The 19,300-nt window shown below is 43.9% G+C and carries 10 protein-coding genes; 9 read left to right on the top strand and 1 reads right to left on the bottom strand.

What is annotated here, in order from left to right:
* The first annotated feature begins 179 nt into the window (after positions 1-179).
* On the top strand, positions 180-635 hold the full coding sequence (locus BLQ87_RS13740; protein WP_074607574.1) for an L-rhamnose mutarotase: 456 nt from the start codon (positions 180-182) through the stop codon (positions 633-635).
* Between the two features lie 3 nt (positions 636-638).
* Here the strand turns inward: BLQ87_RS13740 and BLQ87_RS13735 are convergent, their stop codons facing one another.
* Entirely contained in the window at positions 639-1,505 is an 867-nt protein-coding gene (locus BLQ87_RS13735; RefSeq protein WP_074607571.1) for an AraC family transcriptional regulator, read from the bottom strand.
* Positions 1,506-2,031: 526 nt separating this feature from the next.
* Between BLQ87_RS13735 and BLQ87_RS13730 the strand changes: the two genes are divergently transcribed.
* The 8 genes from BLQ87_RS13730 to BLQ87_RS13700 all read left to right on the top strand — a co-directional run bounded on the left by BLQ87_RS13730 (position 2,032) and on the right by BLQ87_RS13700 (position 19,281).
* Positions 2,032-5,148 (top strand): SusC/RagA family TonB-linked outer membrane protein, encoded by a 3,117-nt coding sequence (locus BLQ87_RS13730; protein ID WP_074607569.1) that lies wholly within the window; start codon positions 2,032-2,034, stop codon positions 5,146-5,148.
* Between the two features lie 19 nt (positions 5,149-5,167).
* Positions 5,168-6,988 carry a RagB/SusD family nutrient uptake outer membrane protein gene (locus BLQ87_RS13725; RefSeq protein WP_074607566.1) on the top strand — a complete coding sequence of 607 codons (1,821 nt, stop codon included), beginning with the start codon at positions 5,168-5,170 and terminating at the stop codon, positions 6,986-6,988.
* Between the two features lie 273 nt (positions 6,989-7,261).
* Entirely contained in the window at positions 7,262-9,787 is a 2,526-nt protein-coding gene (locus BLQ87_RS13720) for a glycoside hydrolase family 3 C-terminal domain-containing protein (protein ID WP_218129456.1), read from the top strand.
* 16 nt (positions 9,788-9,803) lie between these two features.
* Positions 9,804-12,815: a LamG domain-containing protein gene (locus BLQ87_RS13715; RefSeq protein WP_143010443.1), complete on the top strand. Its 3,012-nt coding sequence runs from the start codon at positions 9,804-9,806 to the stop codon at positions 12,813-12,815.
* 55 nt (positions 12,816-12,870) lie between these two features.
* The gene (locus BLQ87_RS13710; RefSeq protein WP_074607559.1) at positions 12,871-15,336 is read left to right on the top strand and encodes a beta-galactosidase; all 2,466 of its coding nucleotides are present in this window, start codon (positions 12,871-12,873) and stop codon (positions 15,334-15,336) included.
* A gap of 3 nt (positions 15,337-15,339) precedes the next feature.
* Entirely contained in the window at positions 15,340-15,489 is a 150-nt protein-coding gene (locus BLQ87_RS33775; protein WP_172664911.1) for a hypothetical protein, read from the top strand.
* A 38-nt stretch (positions 15,490-15,527) separates the two neighbouring features.
* Positions 15,528-17,249 (top strand): discoidin domain-containing protein, encoded by a 1,722-nt coding sequence (locus BLQ87_RS13705; protein ID WP_074607929.1) that lies wholly within the window; start codon positions 15,528-15,530, stop codon positions 17,247-17,249.
* Between the two features lie 13 nt (positions 17,250-17,262).
* Positions 17,263-19,281, top strand: coding sequence for a glycoside hydrolase domain-containing protein (locus tag BLQ87_RS13700; RefSeq protein ID WP_143010442.1), 2,019 nt, complete (start codon positions 17,263-17,265; stop codon positions 19,279-19,281).
* Positions 19,282-19,300: the final 19 nt, after the last annotated feature.

Genomic DNA, 19,300 nt, shown 5'->3' with positions numbered 1-19,300 from the left:
CATGATCTTACAGATCACATCAAGAAATGAGATCATGATCACTTCATAACCATTAAACCGAGTTTACGAGCTCTTGAGAACCATTGAACTGAGCTTGCGAACTCTTGAGAACCATTGAAAATCAATAAAACGATCGAAAAAAATCAATAAATAACACGAAAAAAAACAAATATATTCCAATGAAAAGTAACACATTTTTGAAGTTAACACTGATCGTCTTTTTCTGTGCGCTTATAGTATGTTTTGTGGTAGGGAAGGTTCTTTACCGGGACAATTGCGGGCAGAAAGAAAATGAATTTGTAGAAAAAATATTTGTAGTCAATACTATAGATAACGGTAAAAAGATGGAGGAATACCTGGCTTACCATAAAAAAATATGGCCGGAAGTAGAGCAGGGCTTTAAAAAAGCGGGCTATAAAAACATTACACTTTACCGTTTCAATGACCTTATTGTCATGAAGATCAGGGTTCCCCGGGATGCCGATTTGAATAAGATGGGGAAGCTGGCAGAATCTTATAGTCCGCGTTGCGCGGAATGGAATGTCCTGATGAATGGGTATCAGAAAGGAGTTACCGGCACTGCAAAAGATCAGAAATGGGTAGAGGTGACTCCCTTTTACGAATTCAGTAACTAAGGCTTAAGCCGAGTTTTTATATTGCTTAATAAAATCTCTGGGCGACAAACCCTTTACTTCCTTAAAGTGCTTGTTGAAATTGGAGATGTTATTGTAACCGCTTTTGTAACAGGTTTCTGTTACATTGTGGTTGCCTTCCATGAGTAATTTGGCGGCATGTCCAACCCGGATTTCCTTGATAAAATCTACCAGTGTCCTGTTGGTCTTCAACTTGAAAAACCTACAGAAAGCTGCAGTAGACATTGGGATGATGGCCGCCACATCATGCAGTGAAATGTCCTCGGTAAAGTTTTTGAAGATGTAGTCAAATACCCGGTTTATTTTGTTGGCTTCCGCGGAATTCTCTATGATGTTAAAAGAAGGGGAGGACAGGGTCCGGTAAGTGTCTGATTGGGCAAGGAGGTCTAATAGCTGGAGCATTAAGGCTACGCGGGAGAGCCCGGTTTCAAAAAGCATTTGATGAAGGATACTTCTTGCCCTGGTTACTGTGGCTCCTGAAAACTGAATTCCCTTTGCTGCATTTGTAAAAAGATGATGCAGGTGCTGGGCTTCTGGTTTATCCAATAATTCCTTACCCAGAAAATCCGGAAAAAAATGAACCACAATTGCCTGGGGATTGATCTGCTCATCTATGGCATTGTAATATTGCCAGCAATGCGGTAAATAACTTCCAAGTAAGATCAGTTCAGTTCCTTCAAAATCCTGAATATGATCTCCGACAAAACGCTTCCCACAACAATTTTCCAGTAGTACAATTTCAAAATTGATGTGTGATTTTAAAGAAGTGTACTTCTTTATTTCCAGGATTTCCGACCTGACCGTAAAAGACTGATCGGGTGGAAACGTAAAGTTCTCGTATATATACTGCATTTTAAATAAAATCAGAATTAGAATAAATACATCCCCTATGTATTTATCGCTCAGAGTTCGAATTAAAGTTACGAAAACATCTCAGGTTTTCCATACAAATAAACTTGTTATTTAAGGTGAATTGAGCAAAAAAAGCATCGTAAATGGTCAAAATAGCAGTTGCTGTTCTATTGTGTTTTGCATTAGTTGAGCCCGGTGCCTCTTCGAAAAAGAAATACGATGGTTTTTTACATAAATAGTCTATTTTATTGCGATTGTGATAAGAAAACATGAGCAGCAGTAGAATTTACGATGTTTAATCCTTTTTTGCGCACCTGAGGTGTATTCCTATGTTATAGAAAGAAATTCAGTGCCTCTTCTTTAAATCAGCCATTTGTTTAAGGCTAATACAGCAAAAAAAGCATGATAAACTGTCAAATTAACGGTGGTTGGTCCCTCATATTCTCCTGAGATTTATTGAATAAGTGTTTAATCTATTGCAGCATTTAGGATAGACACGAAATCTAAAAACCCAAATAATAAACTTATGATGATGAAACGTGTACTAAAAATGCCACTGAGCTTGCTGGCTATGATCTGGCTCCTCACTCAGCCTTACCAGGTCCTGGCACAGGAAAGGTTCTCCGGGACCATTCTTGACGGAAAGGACAAAACCCCACTTCCTGGCGCAACTATTGTCGCCCAGGGCGGTTCAGGAAAAGCAATCAGTAATGCAGCAGGGAAATTTGAAATTTCCGCGACCAAAGGTCATTTACTGACCATTTCTATGCTCGGTTATGCAAGCCAGACTGTAAAGGCCAGTGTTGGGATGACGATCGAACTTGAACCTTCTGTTTTTAGTCTCGAAGAAGTAACCATTGGTTATGGAAGCCGGAGAAAGGAGTTGATTACCGGTTCGGTCTCCACGATTACATTGGATGATACCCGCAGAAATTCTCCGACAACAACATTAGGAAACTTACTGGCCGGTCAGATGGCGGGTGTAAGGGTAGGTACCCCTGCAGGTCGTGCAGGGACAGCACCCAGCATTCAAATTCGGGCAAAATCCTCTTTTAACGATCAAAATGTTTTGTATGTTATCGATGGTATGGTGACCGACAATGCCGCCGATTTTAATAACCTTAGCCCTAATGATATCGACAAGATTACGGCATTAAAAGATGCTGCTGCCACAGCTGCTTATGGTGCACGCGCTTCCGGGGGAGTAATTTTGGTAACGACCAGGCGCGGTGAAAGAAATCAGAAAGCCCAGATCAATTATTCGTTTAATACCGGGTTTGATAAGAGAGGGAAAAATGCAGAAAGAACGAGTGCAATCGAAACCGGACAAATTTTTAACCGGATCAACCCTAATGCAAGCGATGTTTGGACCCAGTCTGATTTTGACTACTTTAAAAATATAAACAACGGTTGGGGATATGACATTATAGATTACATTTGGCAGGATCCTTCCATTACGACACACAACCTGAATGCATCAGGAGGTTCGGAAAAGCTGAGTTATTTTGTTGGTGGTTCTTATGTAAAGCAGAATGCTTTCCAGAAAAACACTTCTTTTGATAAATACAATTTCCGACTTAACCTTACCGCTGATCTGACGAAAAATCTAACCTTATTTGCCGGGGTTACCGCCAACAATAATTCGACTCACAGGCCTCCGGGAAATAATGAAGCCGATGATTACCGCGCAGAACTATTGAGACAGCCGTATCAACCTGTATGGACCGATGCAGGCAATCCTATTGTTTTTGACTGGCATAACTTAGGTGCAGAAATGAGAGGTGATGGGGGTTATTCAAAGAATAACCAATTAAAACCGGTCATTAACCTGAAAGGAACTTATAAAATTCCTTTGATCGAGGGGCTTAGCGCTTCTGCTCAGTATATCAGGGCATTTAACAACGACCGTAGCAAGCGTTACTTTAAGCGTTATAATTTGTGGGTAATGAAAACTTTAGGCAGTCCTAAACAGATCAGTACCAAAGAATCTGATATGTTATCAATCAGACCATCAGGACATAATTCTGAATATCTTGAAGAAAGCTATAGGTGGAATGATGATGCGCAATTGAATTTTCAGTTGAACTATGATCGGACTTTCGCAGATAAACACCACGTACAGGGATGGGTTACTTATGAAAAAGCCGAAAATAAGCGTGGTGGTTTTGGTGCAGGCCGGGAAAAATTTCCTGTTTATTATACAGATCAATGGTGGGCCACCAGTGGTGACCGTGCCGATTCTTATGTCGACGGTGATCAGGAACGGACTACAGAACAAACTACCGGACGAAAATCATATGTCGGACAGTTTTTCTACGATTACAGCAGCAAATACCTGGCGAGTTTTACCTTCCGTTATGATGGATCGTATAAATTCTCTGCCAATAAACGCTGGGGATTCTTTCCTTCGGCTTCTTTGGGTTGGGTAATATCGCGTGAAGGCTTCTTCAGTAACGTAAAAGGAATTGAAATGCTGAAACTTCGGGCTTCTGCCGGTACGACCAGTGCGGATAATATTAAAGGATGGCAGTATCAGCAAAGCTACGAAAACGGCAGCTCTGCATTTTTCGGTACTTCTCCTGTCAATAATGTTGGTGTTGGCTATGGCGCGATGGTTAACCCTGATATCACCTGGGAAAAATCGGATAATTATGATGTCGGTGTTGATGTGAATTTCTTAAAGCATTTTAATGCGAGCGCGGAGTATTTCAGCGTAAAGACTTATGATATTCTTGTGGAAAGGGTTGCTCAGGTGCCGCCAACTTTTAGTCGTAAGCTGCCAACATCAAACTATGGTGTCTATAAATCGGAAGGTGTTGAGTTTTCATTTGGCTACAGGAACAAAATACATAAGTTGAATTATTATGCCAATATGAACGCCAGTTTTGCTGCCGGAACTCCGCTTGTCAGGGATAAAAATGTGACTTATCCATCGGATATTGATATCAACCGTTACGCATCAAAGGTCGTTGGCTATGTACAGACAGGCATGCTTAGGACCAAGACTGATCTGGATGCCTTTATTGCTGCCAATCCGAAATATAAATTTCGGGGTATCGCACCTGCCCTGGGTCAGTTAACCTATGCGGATTTGAGCGGTAAAGATGGCATACCAGATGGTATTGTAGATGACTGGGATAAAACCATCATCAGGAAAAATAATGATCCCATTTCATTGGGCCTGAACTTTGGATTGGAATGGAAAGGATTTAGCCTTGATGTCAGTTTTGCGGGCAGGTTGCACAATTATAAATATGTGAATAACCTGATAGATGGAAATGTGGAATGGAACCGCATGTGGAGGCCATGGGCTTATGATGCATGGACTCCTGAAAACCCAAATGCCACATTGCCTATCCGTTATTCTGCAAACGATGGTACCCGAAACGCAACCAATACAGAAAGTACTTTTTGGCTGAAGAATGCTGATTTTTTACGACTGCGGATGTTGAATGTTGGGTATTCAATCCCTTCAGGTATTACGAATAAAATGGGGATTAATGGTTTGAAGTTTTACTTCAGCGGTTCCAATTTGTTTGTAATCAGTAAGTTCAATAAGAAATATTTCGATCCTGAATTAGACAATGGCTTTAATTACCCTATAATGAAGTCTTTCAATTTCGGTGTCAATATCTCTCTTTAATTAAATAAACTCTGAACATATGAAACTTAATAATAAAATTTTTGGGCTATTTCTTGCCAATGTACTGGTACTATTACTGGTGTCTTCCTGCAAGAAAGGATTGGATTATACAAATAATGGTGTGATTGTTCCCGAAGCTGTTTGGGGTAATCCGAATATGATCAAGGCTTATCTGAATGATATTTACGGAAAAGCAATGCCGGGCTGGTCATTTAACGGGGCAGATTCAGATGAAGGAATCACGGAACCAAAACAATTTGGGGATTATCAGCGTGGTATTATTTCAGAAGCCGGTACCAAATCGGACCTTGATTATAATATTATAGACAGGGCTAACTTTTTTCTGGATGAACTGGAAAACGTTCCAACCACTGTTCTGTCTGCTGAACTGAATCAGCAATACACTGCTGAAGCCAAATTCTGGAGAGCATGGGCTTATTGGGGTATGGTAAGCCGGGTTGGAGGAATTCCGATTATTTTACACAAACAGGATTTCAGTGATGTGCCTGGTTTGTTCAAACCACGTAACAAGACATCTGAATGTGTTGCCCAGATTATTAAAGATCTGGACGATGCCATCGCTGTACTTCCGGGTGTATATCCCAATGCAGGTTTAGATTATGGCCGGATCACCAAGGTTGCTGCCATGGCGATGAAGGGGAGGGTATTGCTGAGTTATGCCAGTCCGTTATTTAATCCATCTAATAACGCTGCACGTTGGCAGACCGCCTATGATGCCTGCAAAGCCGCAGTTGATTACGGCGCAGCCCAGGGCCATGCATTACATCCTAACTATCGCACCATCTGGCATCAGGAACGAAATAAAGAAGTGGTAATGGTAAATCAGTATTTCGAACCTGGTCATACCATTCAATTTAGCCCGATCCGTCCTTTGCCAATGACTTCAGGCTCTACGAATAACAATCAACCTTTACTAAGTCTGTTATTGGCCTTTCCGAAAAAAGACGGTTCTCCTATGCAATTTGATAAGGACATGCTAAGTAATCCTGACTATAATACTCAATTTCTGGACGATTTTTATAACAATCGTGACGACAGGTTTTATACCACCGTTTGGTGTGGTGGTACGCCGTATCCAACACCAGATGATTATGCGCCTGGCTATGTAAAGGGAAATAGTTACTGGATTGTCTGGCAGCATGATGCGGCTGCAAACAAGTATACCATGGCTGCATCGAAAATCCATTCGGGTTATGTGTCAGGATCGGGTTGCACGGGTTTTTTCGAACGTAAAGGATTGGATACCACACTCACGGCAGTGTTGTCTGCGAAGGGCCAAACGGACTGGATAGAGATGCGTTATGCGGAATTGCTGATGAATTATGGCGAGTGTGCCAATGAAACCGGTAAATCATCGGAAGCTTTAGAGGTCTTAAAATCGATCAGAAAGCGCGCCGGTATTGCAGCAGGGGCTGCCGGGAATTATGGCATTGCAGCTTTATCACAACCAGATATAAGGGAAGCTTATATTAAGGAACGTCAGGTGGAATTTGCTTTTGAAGGCAAGCGTTTAGGTGATTTAAGACGTTGGAAACGTTACGATATTCTGAATAATCAGGGAGCAAGACATGGGTTGTATATCACTTTAAAGAACGCTGCCGATGTTCCGGCACCTGCAGATAATATTGCAAAATCGGCCGCTGTAAGGTCGAAATTCAGGGCCGCTTATATTGACAATTTAGATGGTGATATCAACTATAAGTTTAACCTTGATTTGAACCACTGGTTTTGGGCATTATCTCCATCCCAGATTTCCCAGTCAAAAGGTGTTTTGCTGCAAAATAAAGAATGGGGTGGTACATTTGATCCTTTAAACTAACACAACGCTTCTCTTCATACTTATTAATTCATCTAAGCCAGTAATGTTGACCCCCGGTCTGTCATTACTGGCTTTTTTGGATATATAAGGAAAATATAGCATTGGTTTTTGTCAATTTAGCAGTGGTGCCGGCGATTTTATACCATTAGCTTTACTTTCAGTAAGGGTTAGGTTGTGCGAGAATAACATAAAAATATGAAAAGGACTACCATACTATCTGTATGTATATTAATTCCTGTGCTTTTGAGGGGCCAGGATTTCAAAAGCTTCCCAATGTGGAATACCGCGCTCCCGCTGGAGCAACGGGTAAAAGATCTTACTGGTCGGTTAAGTTTAGAGGAAAAGGTGGGGCAGATGCTGAATGCTGCTCCTGCCATTCCTCGTTTAGGAATTCCAGCTTACGAATGGTGGAATGAAGTCCTGCATGGCGTTGCCCGGACACCCTACAAAACCACGGTATTCCCTCAGGCCATTGGTATGGCGGCTACCTGGGATGCGGGCTCATTAAAACTTATGGCACAATATAGTGCGATAGAAGGTAGAGGAATTAGTAACAAGGCCATACGCGAAGGGAAAACCGGCGACCGCTACCTGGGCCTTACTTACTGGACACCGAATATCAATATATTCCGGGACCCAAGATGGGGCAGAGGACAGGAAACCTATGGCGAAGATCCCTTTCTGACCGCCAAAATGGGCGCTGCATTTGTAAATGGCCTACAGGGAGATGATCCTAAGTATTTGCTCGCTGCGGCCTGTGCGAAACATTATGCCGTTCATAGCGGACCTGAACCGACCCGGCACTCCGATAATATCAATCCAAGTACTTACGACCTTTGGGATACGTATTTACCCGCTTTTAAGGAGTTGGTGGTTAATGCCGGGGTAGCCGGGGTCATGTGTGCTTACAATGCGGTAAATAGTCAGCCTTGTTGTGCCAATGATTTGTTGATGAACGATATCCTGCGCAGACAATGGAAGTTCACAGGCTATGTAACGAGTGATTGCTGGGCAATAGATGATTTCGTTAAAAACCATAAGAGCCATAAAAGTACAGCTGCAGCTTCTGCTGATGCGGTATTTCATGGTACAGACGTAGAATGCGGGACCTCTGTTTACAAATCGCTGGTGGAAGCCGTAAAGACAGGGATCATCACTGAAAAAGAGATTGATGTTTCTGTGGCCCGGCTATTTACCATCAGGTACCGTCTGGGATTATTCGATCCTGCAGAAAAAGTAAAATACAGACAAATCTCAGAAAATATACTGGAGGCTCCGGAGCACAAAGCACATGCGCTTAAAATGGCAAGACAGTCGATCGTTTTGCTTAAAAACACACCTGGTGTATTGCCATTGGCGAAATCGGCAAAAAAAATTGCCGTAGTTGGGCCTAATGCGGATAATAAAATCGCACAGCTGGGAAATTATAACGGCTTTCCAAGCAGGAATGTTTCTGTTCTGGATGCGATTAAAGAGAAGCTGGGTTCCCGGGCTTCAATTTCTTATGATGAAGGGGTAAGTTTTACTTCTGATACCTTATTTACTCCTGATGAAGGGTCTTTGTATGCCGGAGGTGTAGAAATGGCCTATTATAACAATACTAAGCTGGAGGGACCTGTGATTTACAATACCATGGCCCATCAAATTGATTTTGCCATGGCGGAAGGACAGGCACCGGCACCTGGTGTTTCCAATGTAAATTATTCGATCCGGTTCAGTACAACGATCAAACCTGTCGCAGATGAGACCATTACCTGGAAAATGGAGGGTGATGATGGATATCGCTTGCGGGTAAATGATTCCCTGATGCTGAACAGCTGGAATGGAAGCCAGGGGCAACGTAATTTTCGCTTAAAAGTTAAAAAAGATAAAACCTATAAAATAGTCCTGGAATATTGGCAAGGCAATGGCAATGCGACCATGAGGATGAAAAGCGGAAGCTATAAAAAGGCAGATATGACCACTATCGCAAACCGCGCGGCCCAGTCGGATGTCATCGTTTTTGTTGGCGGGATTTCACCTGAACTGGAAGGAGAGGCGATGTCAGTGAACGCAAAAGGATTCCTTGGCGGAGACCGGACCTCAATCTTACTCCCGGCAGTACAAACTGAAATGCTGAAACAGCTGCAGGCAACGGGGAAACCGGTTGTCCTGGTTTTGCTTACCGGAAGTGCGATTGCCATGCCATGGGAAAATGAGCACATTCCGGCAATTGTCAATGCCTGGTATGGTGGCCAGAGTGCGGGAACTGCAGTAGCAGATGTACTTTTTGGTGATTATAATCCTGCAGGAAGGCTGCCGGTTACTTTCTATAAAAATGATGCAGATCTTCCGGATTTGCTGGATTATAACATGAAAGGGCGTACCTACCGGTATTTTAAAGGAGCGGTACAATATCCTTTTGGTTATGGTTTGAGTTATACTAAATTCCATTATTCGTATATTAAAGCACCGCTTCAGCTTAAAAAAGGAAAACCGCTGGTCGTTGAAGCAATGCTGACGAATACAGGTAAGGTAAAAGGAGAGGAAGTGGTTCAACTGTATGTGGCACATTCCGGAACGAAGCAAATGGCGCCAATCCGGGCATTAGCGGGATTTCGCCGGATTGCACTTGAAGCGGGCGCCACTGCGAAAGTTCGTTTTGAACTGACTGCAGACCAGCTGATGCTGGTGGATGCTAATGGAAAACGGTATCAGCCGGAGGGAGCACTAACGATCAGTGTAGGCGGGGGACAACCGGGAGTGACACAAACAACGACTTCGAATGTGCTTCAGCACAACATAATGATAAACAAGTAATATAAATAAAGCCACAATGAATACTTTTCTGATGCTGTTTTTTAAAAACGTAAGTAAGCGTATCGCTTACTTACTTCCGGTACTTTTTCTTTTTAATCAGGTAAAAGCACAACAAAAAGTGCTCGCACATTATAACATGGGCCATTCGGGTGAAATATCCTATGCAACTTCCCCGGATCTGCTGAAAGATCTCTCCGGTTCAGGCAAGGATTTAAAGAGAAGCGGGCAGCCGGTATTTTTTGCGGATGCGCCAGCGGATAAAAAAATGAACGGAGAGGGGGCCATTTTGTTCAAAGATGGTGGTGTATATAGCATATCGTCTGCTTTTGGTAAAGCTGCTGAGTCTTTCATTCTCGAAGGCTGGTTCCAGGCCAATGCCCGTCAGGGCGCAAATGACCCGGGTAGAAATAAGGGGGTTGCATTGGCTTATGGTGATGAGAAGAACGGATATGTATTGTGGCAAAAGGGAAATCAATGGTCGGTAGCTATAGATGGACAGGAAGCAGCAAAGGCAATCGCACCTGCGGTTCCGGGCGAATGGATTCACATCGCCTTGCAGAATGACGGAAAGTCTGTGGCCGTTTTGGCGAATGGGATTAAAGTCCTGACCGGACTGGCACCTGCGAAATCACTGGGTCCAAATTTCTCTATCGGAGGATTAAATAAAGCCAGTTATTTTGGAGGTCTGGCATACGAAGTAAGGATCAGTACCTTGAATAAGCTGAAGTTCGATGCCGCTAAGCATTTGCTTTTCAATGGCAAACAAATGGCTAAAAAGCAGAAACAGGCCACTGATCAACAGCTGGCGCTGATCTCATCTCTTGCAGCAAATAAGTCCATCACACAGGTGTCGGAATTCCCTCAGGCAGCTGCCGAAAATGCGAAAGACTGGATGGTGAATCCGGTGAAAACTCCTGTACAACTATTGATGCAAAAGCAATCGGACCGTCTTTCTGCAAAATTGCTGTTAACGAACGGATTATTGAGCCGTGAGTTTTATGTGGCAGAAAATCTGGCTTGTGTTGGCTTTAAAAATGAATACAATGATGCTCAGTTTTTAAGGGCGATAAAGCCGGAGGCGCGTGTCATGATCGACAGCACCTGGTATGATATCGGCGGTCTAAGCGGCCAGCCGGAGAAATCATATCTGGTGGAACGCTGGTATAAGGACTTAATTGCCGAGCCTGCAGCTTTTCGCTTTACGGGTCTGGAAGTCATTGCACCTGTTGCCCGTTATCCATGGCAGCAAAAATATAATGCAGTTCATGCGGAATGGCCGCCAAAAGGGCTTCATGTGATGATGCATTATAAAGCGCCGCTGAATAAAAACGATTGGCAGACAGGCGTAGAAATTACTGTTCATTACGAGTTATATGAGGGAATGCCGGTGATTGCCAAATGGTTAACCATCAGCAATAATACCAAAACCTCATTCGTGGTAAGGGAAACGGAATGTGAAGTTTTAGCCATAAACCAGGATCAGATCAAAAGGATTCATACCGAGAGCGACTACTCTTTCGCATTGGCGAATGCCGATTTGGAAGGTGGCGCCCTGATGCATTACAAAGGAGTACCACCAGCCTATCAGACCGGACAATCTACAACGACATGGAGAATCGATAAAGATTACAATACCTGGGCGAGCCATAACCAGGCAGAAGATAAATTTCTGGGCTTTCCTCACCATAACCTATTGGTGAGCCGCGTTCCCATGGGTCCTTCGGAAACATTAAAATCCAATCAGCAATTTACTTCATTTACGACATTTGAATTATTACACGACGACGATGACCGCGAGCGCCAGAGCCTTGCACACCGTAAATTTTACCGGAAACTGGCCCCACAGGTTACAGAATCTCTGATTAGCGGCGGGATAACTTCACACAATAGAAAGGACCTGAAAAATTTTATCGACCAGATGGGAGAATTGGGATTTGAACGCCTTGACATTATGGCCTGGCCGGGAATTTCTCACGATAAGCTGGATGCAGACTATGTAGGCTTATGGAAGGAAATCTCCACTTATGCTGCTGCCAAAAAAATCGTGATGGGTGGATACGAGCTGCAGGTGGCTTCCAGAGGAAGAGGTAAGGACGTAGATTGTATAGATCCGCTAACCCATAAACCTGGGAGCTTATTTGGTCAAAGTGTTTGTATCGCCAGTAAATGGCAGGATGAGTATTATCCGAAAATGTGGGAGTTTTTTGATAAAACGGGCGTAATGACTTATAATATGGATGGTCCTTATCATGGGGATGTCTGTGCTTCGACGGAGCATGCGCACCATACCAATTTATATGATTCACAATGGCAGCAGTGGAAACAGCAGGTAAGTGTACTTCATGAACTTCAGAGACGCAATATGTATGCACCTATTCCGGACTGGTATTTTCTAAATGGTCAAACCGCAACGGGAATGGGTTACCGGGAGGCTAGTGCCAATCTAACGCCACAACAACAATTGTTGCTGGGCCGTCAGTATATCTATGATGGTACCTGGCATAAAACCCCAACAATGGGTTGGATGACATTACAGCTGGTAGGTTTTTATACCAATGATTCAAGGGTAGGCCTTGAACCGTTGGCTCAGAATCTGGACCGGTATGAGGTTGGCTTGTTCCAGCATTTGGCGAGTGGCTGCCAATTCACCGTAAGGGGCAATAGATTGTATGATACGCCTGAAACCAAAGCAATGGTGACCAAATGGGTAAACTGGTTTAAACAACATCGCGAAATTTTAACCTCGGATATTATTCATGTTTCAAGGCCTACAGGTAGAGACCTGGATGCCATCCTGCATGTCAATTCACAACTGGAGGAAAAAGGGATGCTGGCGGTTTTTAACCCGACAGACAAAGCGATCACCAAAAAACTGAAAGTACCACTTTATTATACCGGTTTAAAAGGAAATGCTAAAATATCGGATCAGGATGGTAAAGAAACCATACTGGAGCTCAATGGAAAGCAGGAAGCTTTTCTTAGCGTAACCATACCTGCAGGAGGGTATGGCTGGTTCCTGATCAAATAATCAAACGGAAACACACAACACACACATACACACAAATTGTTACCTGAACCACTAAATGAGAAAAAATGTTTTTATTACACTACTGCTATTATTTATAGCAGTTGATGCGAGCATGGCGGAATCCGCCAACTCGCATTTAAGATCGGATACGGTCAAACATTTCCCATATCCAAACCGCATCCGGTACAACGGGGATTGTATGACCATTGAAGGAAAAGATGTATTTATTTATAGTGCTGCTTTTCATTATTTCCGCTGTCCACAGGAACTGTGGCGCGACCGTTTCCGGAAGATTAAGGCCGCAGGTTTCAATACTGTGGAAACCTATATTCCCTGGAACTGGCATGAACAAACCATGCCTGCAAACATCAATGATGTCTCTAAATTTGATTTCCGGGATTTAAAAGCCTGGTTAAAAATGGCGCATGAGGAATTCGGACTTTATACCATCACACGTCCTGGACCATTTTTATGTGCAGAATGGTCGGGTGGGGGCTATCCCCGCTGGCTGGCCAAATTCGGGCCTGGTACTGGCGGACTTTGGTTGCGTGGTGCCGATCCGGAGCATATCCGATGGTCGATTCATTGGAACGATGCGGTTTCAAAGGTCCTGGCCCCATTCCAGATTACCCGGAAAAAGAAGGGACAGAAAGGAATCATCCTGTTCCAGATCGAAAATGAATACGATGCACATGGGACTAAGGACAAAGAACTCTTCCTGAAAGCCTTATATCGGAGTGCTAAAAAACAGGGGATAGAAGTGCCTATTTTTACCTGTCTGACCAGTCAGACCAGGGCGAGTAAAGATGCGGAATTAGGTCAGGTGTTTGACTGCGACAACTATTATGTTGGTTTAACTGATGCGGCGAGTTGCGCCCGCAGGATGGCTGGTCTCCGCAAACGTCAGCCTGATGCCCCGGGTTTTGTTACAGAATTGCAGGGAGGATGGTTTTCGCTGGTGACACAGCGCCTTAGTGAGGAACACGAATCGGATGTCCGTCATTTTAATGCAATTGGAATGATGTCGCTGTTAGGTGGCGCAACCGGTATCAATTATTATATGTTTTTTGGAGGTACACACTTTGCCGGATGGGGTGCACGCGGAATGACCACGACTTACGATTACAACGCGGCCATTCGGGAAAGTGGTGCTTTAGGGGAGAAATATTACGCGGCGAAAGCGATTGGTGAATTTGTAAACCGATATTCTTCACAGCTGCTCCACTCCAGAGGTGGGCTTTGTGAATTGAAGGATGCCCCAAAGAAACTTTTTGGAGGGATTCGTATTGCTGCTGATGGAACAAAGTTTGTCTTTCTTCATAATTCAGATCCCGATCAGGGAATGCAGGGCAGGGTCACACTTTTGCCGGGCAACAGTTCGAAGCCTACTGAACCGATGTACAACATCAATCAGTATGGCGAAAAAGTGCTGATCAAACCAACTGATGTCAATACTGCAGGTCCTGCAGCCGTTGCTCCTGTTACGGTTGATTTTAACTTATCGTCTCTGGGTGCAGAGGTGTTGGTGATCCCACCCGGCGCAAGTCCGGATCAGGGAGTGTGGTGGCCAAAAAAGACAGCACAACCGGTGCAGCCTAAATCAACGGCTAAATCGGTTCGTATCAGCACTGCGAGGAGCCTGGAGGATCCTCTATCGGAGGCGAAATGGATGCCTCTTCCAAAAGAGGCATCGCTCAGCGATATCGGTGTCAATGATTTTCGTTACAGTCTGTACCGTTCGGAAGTTCAGTTGAATGCGGCGGATCTTGCTAAAGAAAACCGGTTGTTGTTCAATATGTTCACCCGTGATATTGTGACGGCAAAAGTGAATGGTAAAATTGCCAAACGTCTTTTTCCTGAAAAACCCGATGCACAAACCTGGATCACCAGAGGTGCCCATTCCCGCATTCGCCCTAATGAATTTGACAACAGATTTGATGTGACAGGTTTACTGAAGGAAGGAAAAAATGAAATTGTAGTGGTATATGAGAATCTTGGGCATGCGCATGGCTATGTTCCCATGGAAGAATTGGCCGGAATCAGAGCAGCCGGTCTTTCTGCTGTGGATACGCTACTCACACATCCATTGAAATGGGAAGTGGCCGCAGATGTTGCGGGGGTAACCAAAGGTTTTACCGCTGCTGATTTTAAATCTGATCAATGGAAAATCGTTGCTTTGGACGAACAGTTTGAGATTCCCCGGAAAGGAAATGAAGTACAGCCTAAAGGAGAACAAAAAGGATTGTTTACCTGGTATAGAATAGAGTTCTCTTTCCCGGAAGGCAAGGAATATAGTACCACTCCATGGATGGCGAAATTAAATGCTTCCGGAAATGGCTATATGTGGCTGAACGGACATAATATAGGCCGTCATTGGGAAGCAGGCCCTCAACGGGAGTTTTACCTGCCGGAATGCTGGTTGAATTTCGGAAAACAGAAAAAGAATGTATTGGTATTCGGATTACGCCAGACCGAAAACGGAGCGGTCTTACGTGCTGCTGAAATTGTTCCCTCAAATTAGAAAATGAAATATCATATCACATTCAGAGCCATCACTTACCTCCTTTTATTTTTGGGACTAGGTGGGGCGGTAAAAGCGCAAACCAGCTCATTTAAATTGAAGGCCATAACACCTGGAATAAAGGAAGATGCTTTGCTGACTAATGTGCTGTAAAATCTCACATGAAACAGTAGGAAACAATTGCTATGGACATGGTTTTTAATTTTTATAAAAGAGTTGCCTGCCTGTTGGGCTTCTTTATTATCGCAGTTCAATTTCCCGTAATTGCTCAACAAAAGAATCAGAATTTTTGCAATCCGCTGAACCTGAATTACAGGTTCAGCTACGACAATTCCTCTTCTTACCGGGAAGCGGCCGATCCGGTCATCCATTTGTATAAAAACAAATATTTTCTCTATGCCTCGAAGTCGGGTGGATATTGGTACGCTGACAATATGCTCCACTGGACTTTCAGGCCCTCGGTCACTTTACCGGTAGAAGATTATGCACCTACAGTGGAAACGATTGGAGATACGGTGTTTTTTCTGGCTTCCGGAGGTGCCGGGAAGATCTATTATAATTTGAATCCGCTGGAAGACAACTGGAAGGTTTATAATGCTAAATTCCAGGTCTCTATGACCGATCCGGCTTTGTTTAAAGACGACGATGGCCGGGTATTTCTTTATTATGGTTGTTCCAACCGTGACCCGATCAGGGGGGTAGAATTAGATCCTAAACGTTTATTGGACACCCTGGGCAGCGCTAAAGTGCTGATCGGGCACAAATCAAAGGAACATGGCTGGGAAGAAGCGGGGGAAAAGAACGATGGAGGAAAGGAAGGCTGGAACGAAGGCAGCTGGATGACCAAATACAATGGCAAATATTACCTTCAGTATTCCTCACCGGGAACGGAGTTTAAAGTTTATGGAGATGGAGTTTATGTGGCTGAAAAGCCATTAGGCCCATTTACCTATATGCCGAACAGTCCTTTTTCCTACAAACCCGGTGGTTTCATCAACGGTGCGGGTCATGGGGCGACATTTCAGGATAAATATGGCAATTACTGGCATGTGGCTACGATGACGATCTCTGTCCGCCATATGTTCGAACGCCGTGTCGGATTGTTCCCTGCCTTTTTCGACCGGGAAGGACAATTGCATTGCAATACCGCTTTTGGGGATTACCCATCATTGATGCCGAACCGTAAAATGAATTTTGAAAAGGAATCAACTTTTCCAGGCTGGATGTTATTGTCTTACCACAAACCGGTTTCGGCTTCCTCGACTCTGCCAGGACATCAGCCGGAATTGGCTGGTGATGAAGAGGTAAGGACCTGGTGGGCGGCCTCAACGGGTAATAAGGGGGAGTGGTTGCAAATGGATCTGGAGAAGCCCTCCACGATACATGCGATCCAGGTGAATTTTGCAGATGAAGGCGCCAGATTAAAAGCAAATGATCACGTTAAACCTTATCAGTATACCATTTCCGTCTCTGAAGATGGAAAGAAATGGCACAGCATTGTGGATCAGTCAAAAAATACAGCTGATGTGACGCATGATTATCAGGTGCTGGATAAAGCGGTTAAAGCCCGTTACGTGAAGATGATAAACTACCAGGTGCCAGACGGGAATTTTTCTATCTCAGGATTAAGAATTTTTGGAAAAGGAACTGGCAAATTGCCGGAAGCAGTGAAGACTTGCAAGGTGCAAAGAGATGCTCAGGATACCCGTCATGCCCGTCTGGATTGGAAGGCAATAAAAGGGGCGACAGGCTATGTCGTTTATTTCGGAAATACAAAAAATAAATTATATCAATCTGCCATGGTATATGGCAACCCTTCGCTGGAACTCAGGGGATTAAATAAGGGTGTTCCCTATTTTTTCCGGGTAGATGCCTTTAATGAGAATGGGGTAACCCGGGGAACCCAGCAATAAACAAGTATTGATCATGAACATAAAAAATAATTTAATCCTCCTCATTATCGCTTTATTTTGCAGTTACAGCAGCCTGTATGCACAGAAAGTAGGTAAATATGTGAACCTTTTTATGGGTACAAGTGGCGACAATGGTCAGGTAGACCCCGCTGCATGTGTCCCTTACGGGATGGTCAGGGTTTGCCCTGATTCCAAACCAAGAAGTCATAGTGGTTATGACTTTGCTGTGGATTCCATCTCAGGATTTTCGGTAAACCGTTTATCAGGAATTGGCTGTGGCGGAAACGGAGGAAACCTGAGCATTAAGCCTTGTTCGAAAGACTCGGCTTTGAAGATCCTGAAAACAACAGAATATGCCAGTCCGGGTTACTATAAAACAGGTTTGACTAATGGACTGACCACTGAATTTACCGCGACTCAGCAGGTGGCTGTCGAAAGATACCATTATCCGAAAGGCAGGGAGGCATTGATGACTTTAAATGTCGCTTCCGCATTCAATTCCGTGTACGACGCCAGTTATGAAATCGTATCGGCAAGAACGGTTAGAGGTTATGTATGGGCGGGTACGACCTGCGATGTGGGCAGGTATAAAATATACTTCGACCTGACGACAAACAGAGATTTTAAAAAGGTATCCGGCACAAAAAAGATACTGGAATTTTCTTTTGGTACGGCAGATGGCCGTCCCCTGGAAGTCAGGATTGCATTGTCGCCGATAGATACCAAAACGGCTGCCATGGAGAACGACAGGCTAAGTAAACTGAACTTTAACAAAGTAAAATCCCAGGCAGCAGCACAATGGGAAAATCTATTGGGAAGGGTAAAGATTTCGGGAGGAACGGATGAGCACCGTAGCCTTTTTTATACTTCCTTATACCGCGTCTTTTTAAGTCCGGTAAACACGACTTCCGGGGATCAGCGTTTTTTTGCAACCAATGGTACAGTTCAGGAAGCAAAGGACTTTACCTATTATAGCTCATGGTCGATGTGGGATTCCTACCGGACCAAGTTCCCCCTGATCACGCTATTGGATCCTAAAAGTATGAAGGGGATATGTAAGTCGCTGTCCCGCTTATATGTGTATGGGAAACAGCCCTGGGCTACAGCCTTTGAATCTACGCCAACAGTACGTACGGAACATACGGTATCGGTACTCCTGGATGCCTATCGGAAGGGAATTACGGATATCGATTTGCCTTTAGCTTATCCTGGCTTAAAAAGGGAAGCAGACAGTTTGGAAACCAAACGCCCGGACCAGATCCTCGAAGCCTCTATTGACCTCTGGGCAATGGGAAAGATCGCTGAAATTGAACGTAATCCTGCTGATGCTGCAAAATATGGAGCGCAGTCTAAAAAGCTTTTTGACAACGTTTGGGACCTTTACCTGAAAAATGTGGATGGTTCTTTTGGTAAAATGCGCAGTAGCGGACTTTACCAGGGTACGAAATGGCAGTACCGCTGGGCATTGCCGCAATATCTGGACAGAATGGCTTCAACATCGGAAGGAAAGCTGACTTTAGGAAAGGAACTGGCTTATTATTTCGACCATCAGTTCTACAATCAGGGAAATGAAGTCGGGATTCATGCTCCTTTTATTTTTAATCGACTGGGCAGACCAGATCTTGCCCAGAAAACAGTAACGAGCCTGCTGACTAAAGAGATCAAACACCTTTACGGTGGAAATTCAGAATATGCGAGTCCGATTTACAGCAAAATATTTAAAAACGATCCTGTTGGCTTTTTACCCGAAATGGACGAAGATGATGGCACAATGAGCGGCTGGTATACCTTCGCTGCCATGGGCTTATTTCCATTGGTTGTTGGTGAACCGTCCTATGAAATTACCTCACCGCTGTTTGAAAATATCGAGATCAGACCGGGCAACGGAGAGAAAATAAAAATAAAAGTGATCAACCGTCATTCATTGGACGACCAGATCAAATCGATCAGTTTTAATGGCGATCAGATCAAAGATTTCAGAATAGATCATAATGAATTGATAAAAGGGGGGGAGCTATGTCTGGAGTATTGATCAGTTTAAGCGAGGAAAC

Origin of the sequence: Pedobacter steynii (genome assembly GCF_900103665.1) — a bacterium.
GTDB lineage: Bacteria > Bacteroidota > Bacteroidia > Sphingobacteriales > Sphingobacteriaceae > Pedobacter > Pedobacter steynii.
The sequence above is the reverse complement of the archived record's forward strand: the minus strand, read 5'-3'. Positions and strand labels throughout refer to the sequence as shown.

Excerpts from the sequence above, each read along its gene's own strand:
- BLQ87_RS13740 (WP_074607574.1), top strand. The coding sequence starts at position 180 with ATGAAAAGTAACACATTTTTGAAGTTAACACTGATCGTCTTTTTCTGT.
- BLQ87_RS13735 (WP_074607571.1), bottom strand. The coding sequence starts at position 1,505 with ATGCAGTATATATACGAGAACTTTACGTTTCCACCCGATCAGTCTTTT.
- BLQ87_RS13730 (WP_074607569.1), top strand. The coding sequence starts at position 2,032 with ATGATGATGAAACGTGTACTAAAAATGCCACTGAGCTTGCTGGCTATG.
- BLQ87_RS13725 (WP_074607566.1), top strand. The coding sequence starts at position 5,168 with ATGAAACTTAATAATAAAATTTTTGGGCTATTTCTTGCCAATGTACTG.
- BLQ87_RS13720 (WP_218129456.1), top strand. The coding sequence starts at position 7,262 with ATGTGGAATACCGCGCTCCCGCTGGAGCAACGGGTAAAAGATCTTACT.
- BLQ87_RS13715 (WP_143010443.1), top strand. The coding sequence starts at position 9,804 with ATGAATACTTTTCTGATGCTGTTTTTTAAAAACGTAAGTAAGCGTATC.
- BLQ87_RS13710 (WP_074607559.1), top strand. The coding sequence starts at position 12,871 with ATGAGAAAAAATGTTTTTATTACACTACTGCTATTATTTATAGCAGTT.
- BLQ87_RS33775 (WP_172664911.1), top strand. The coding sequence starts at position 15,340 with ATGAAATATCATATCACATTCAGAGCCATCACTTACCTCCTTTTATTT.
- BLQ87_RS13705 (WP_074607929.1), top strand. The coding sequence starts at position 15,528 with ATGGTTTTTAATTTTTATAAAAGAGTTGCCTGCCTGTTGGGCTTCTTT.
- BLQ87_RS13700 (WP_143010442.1), top strand. The coding sequence starts at position 17,263 with ATGAACATAAAAAATAATTTAATCCTCCTCATTATCGCTTTATTTTGC.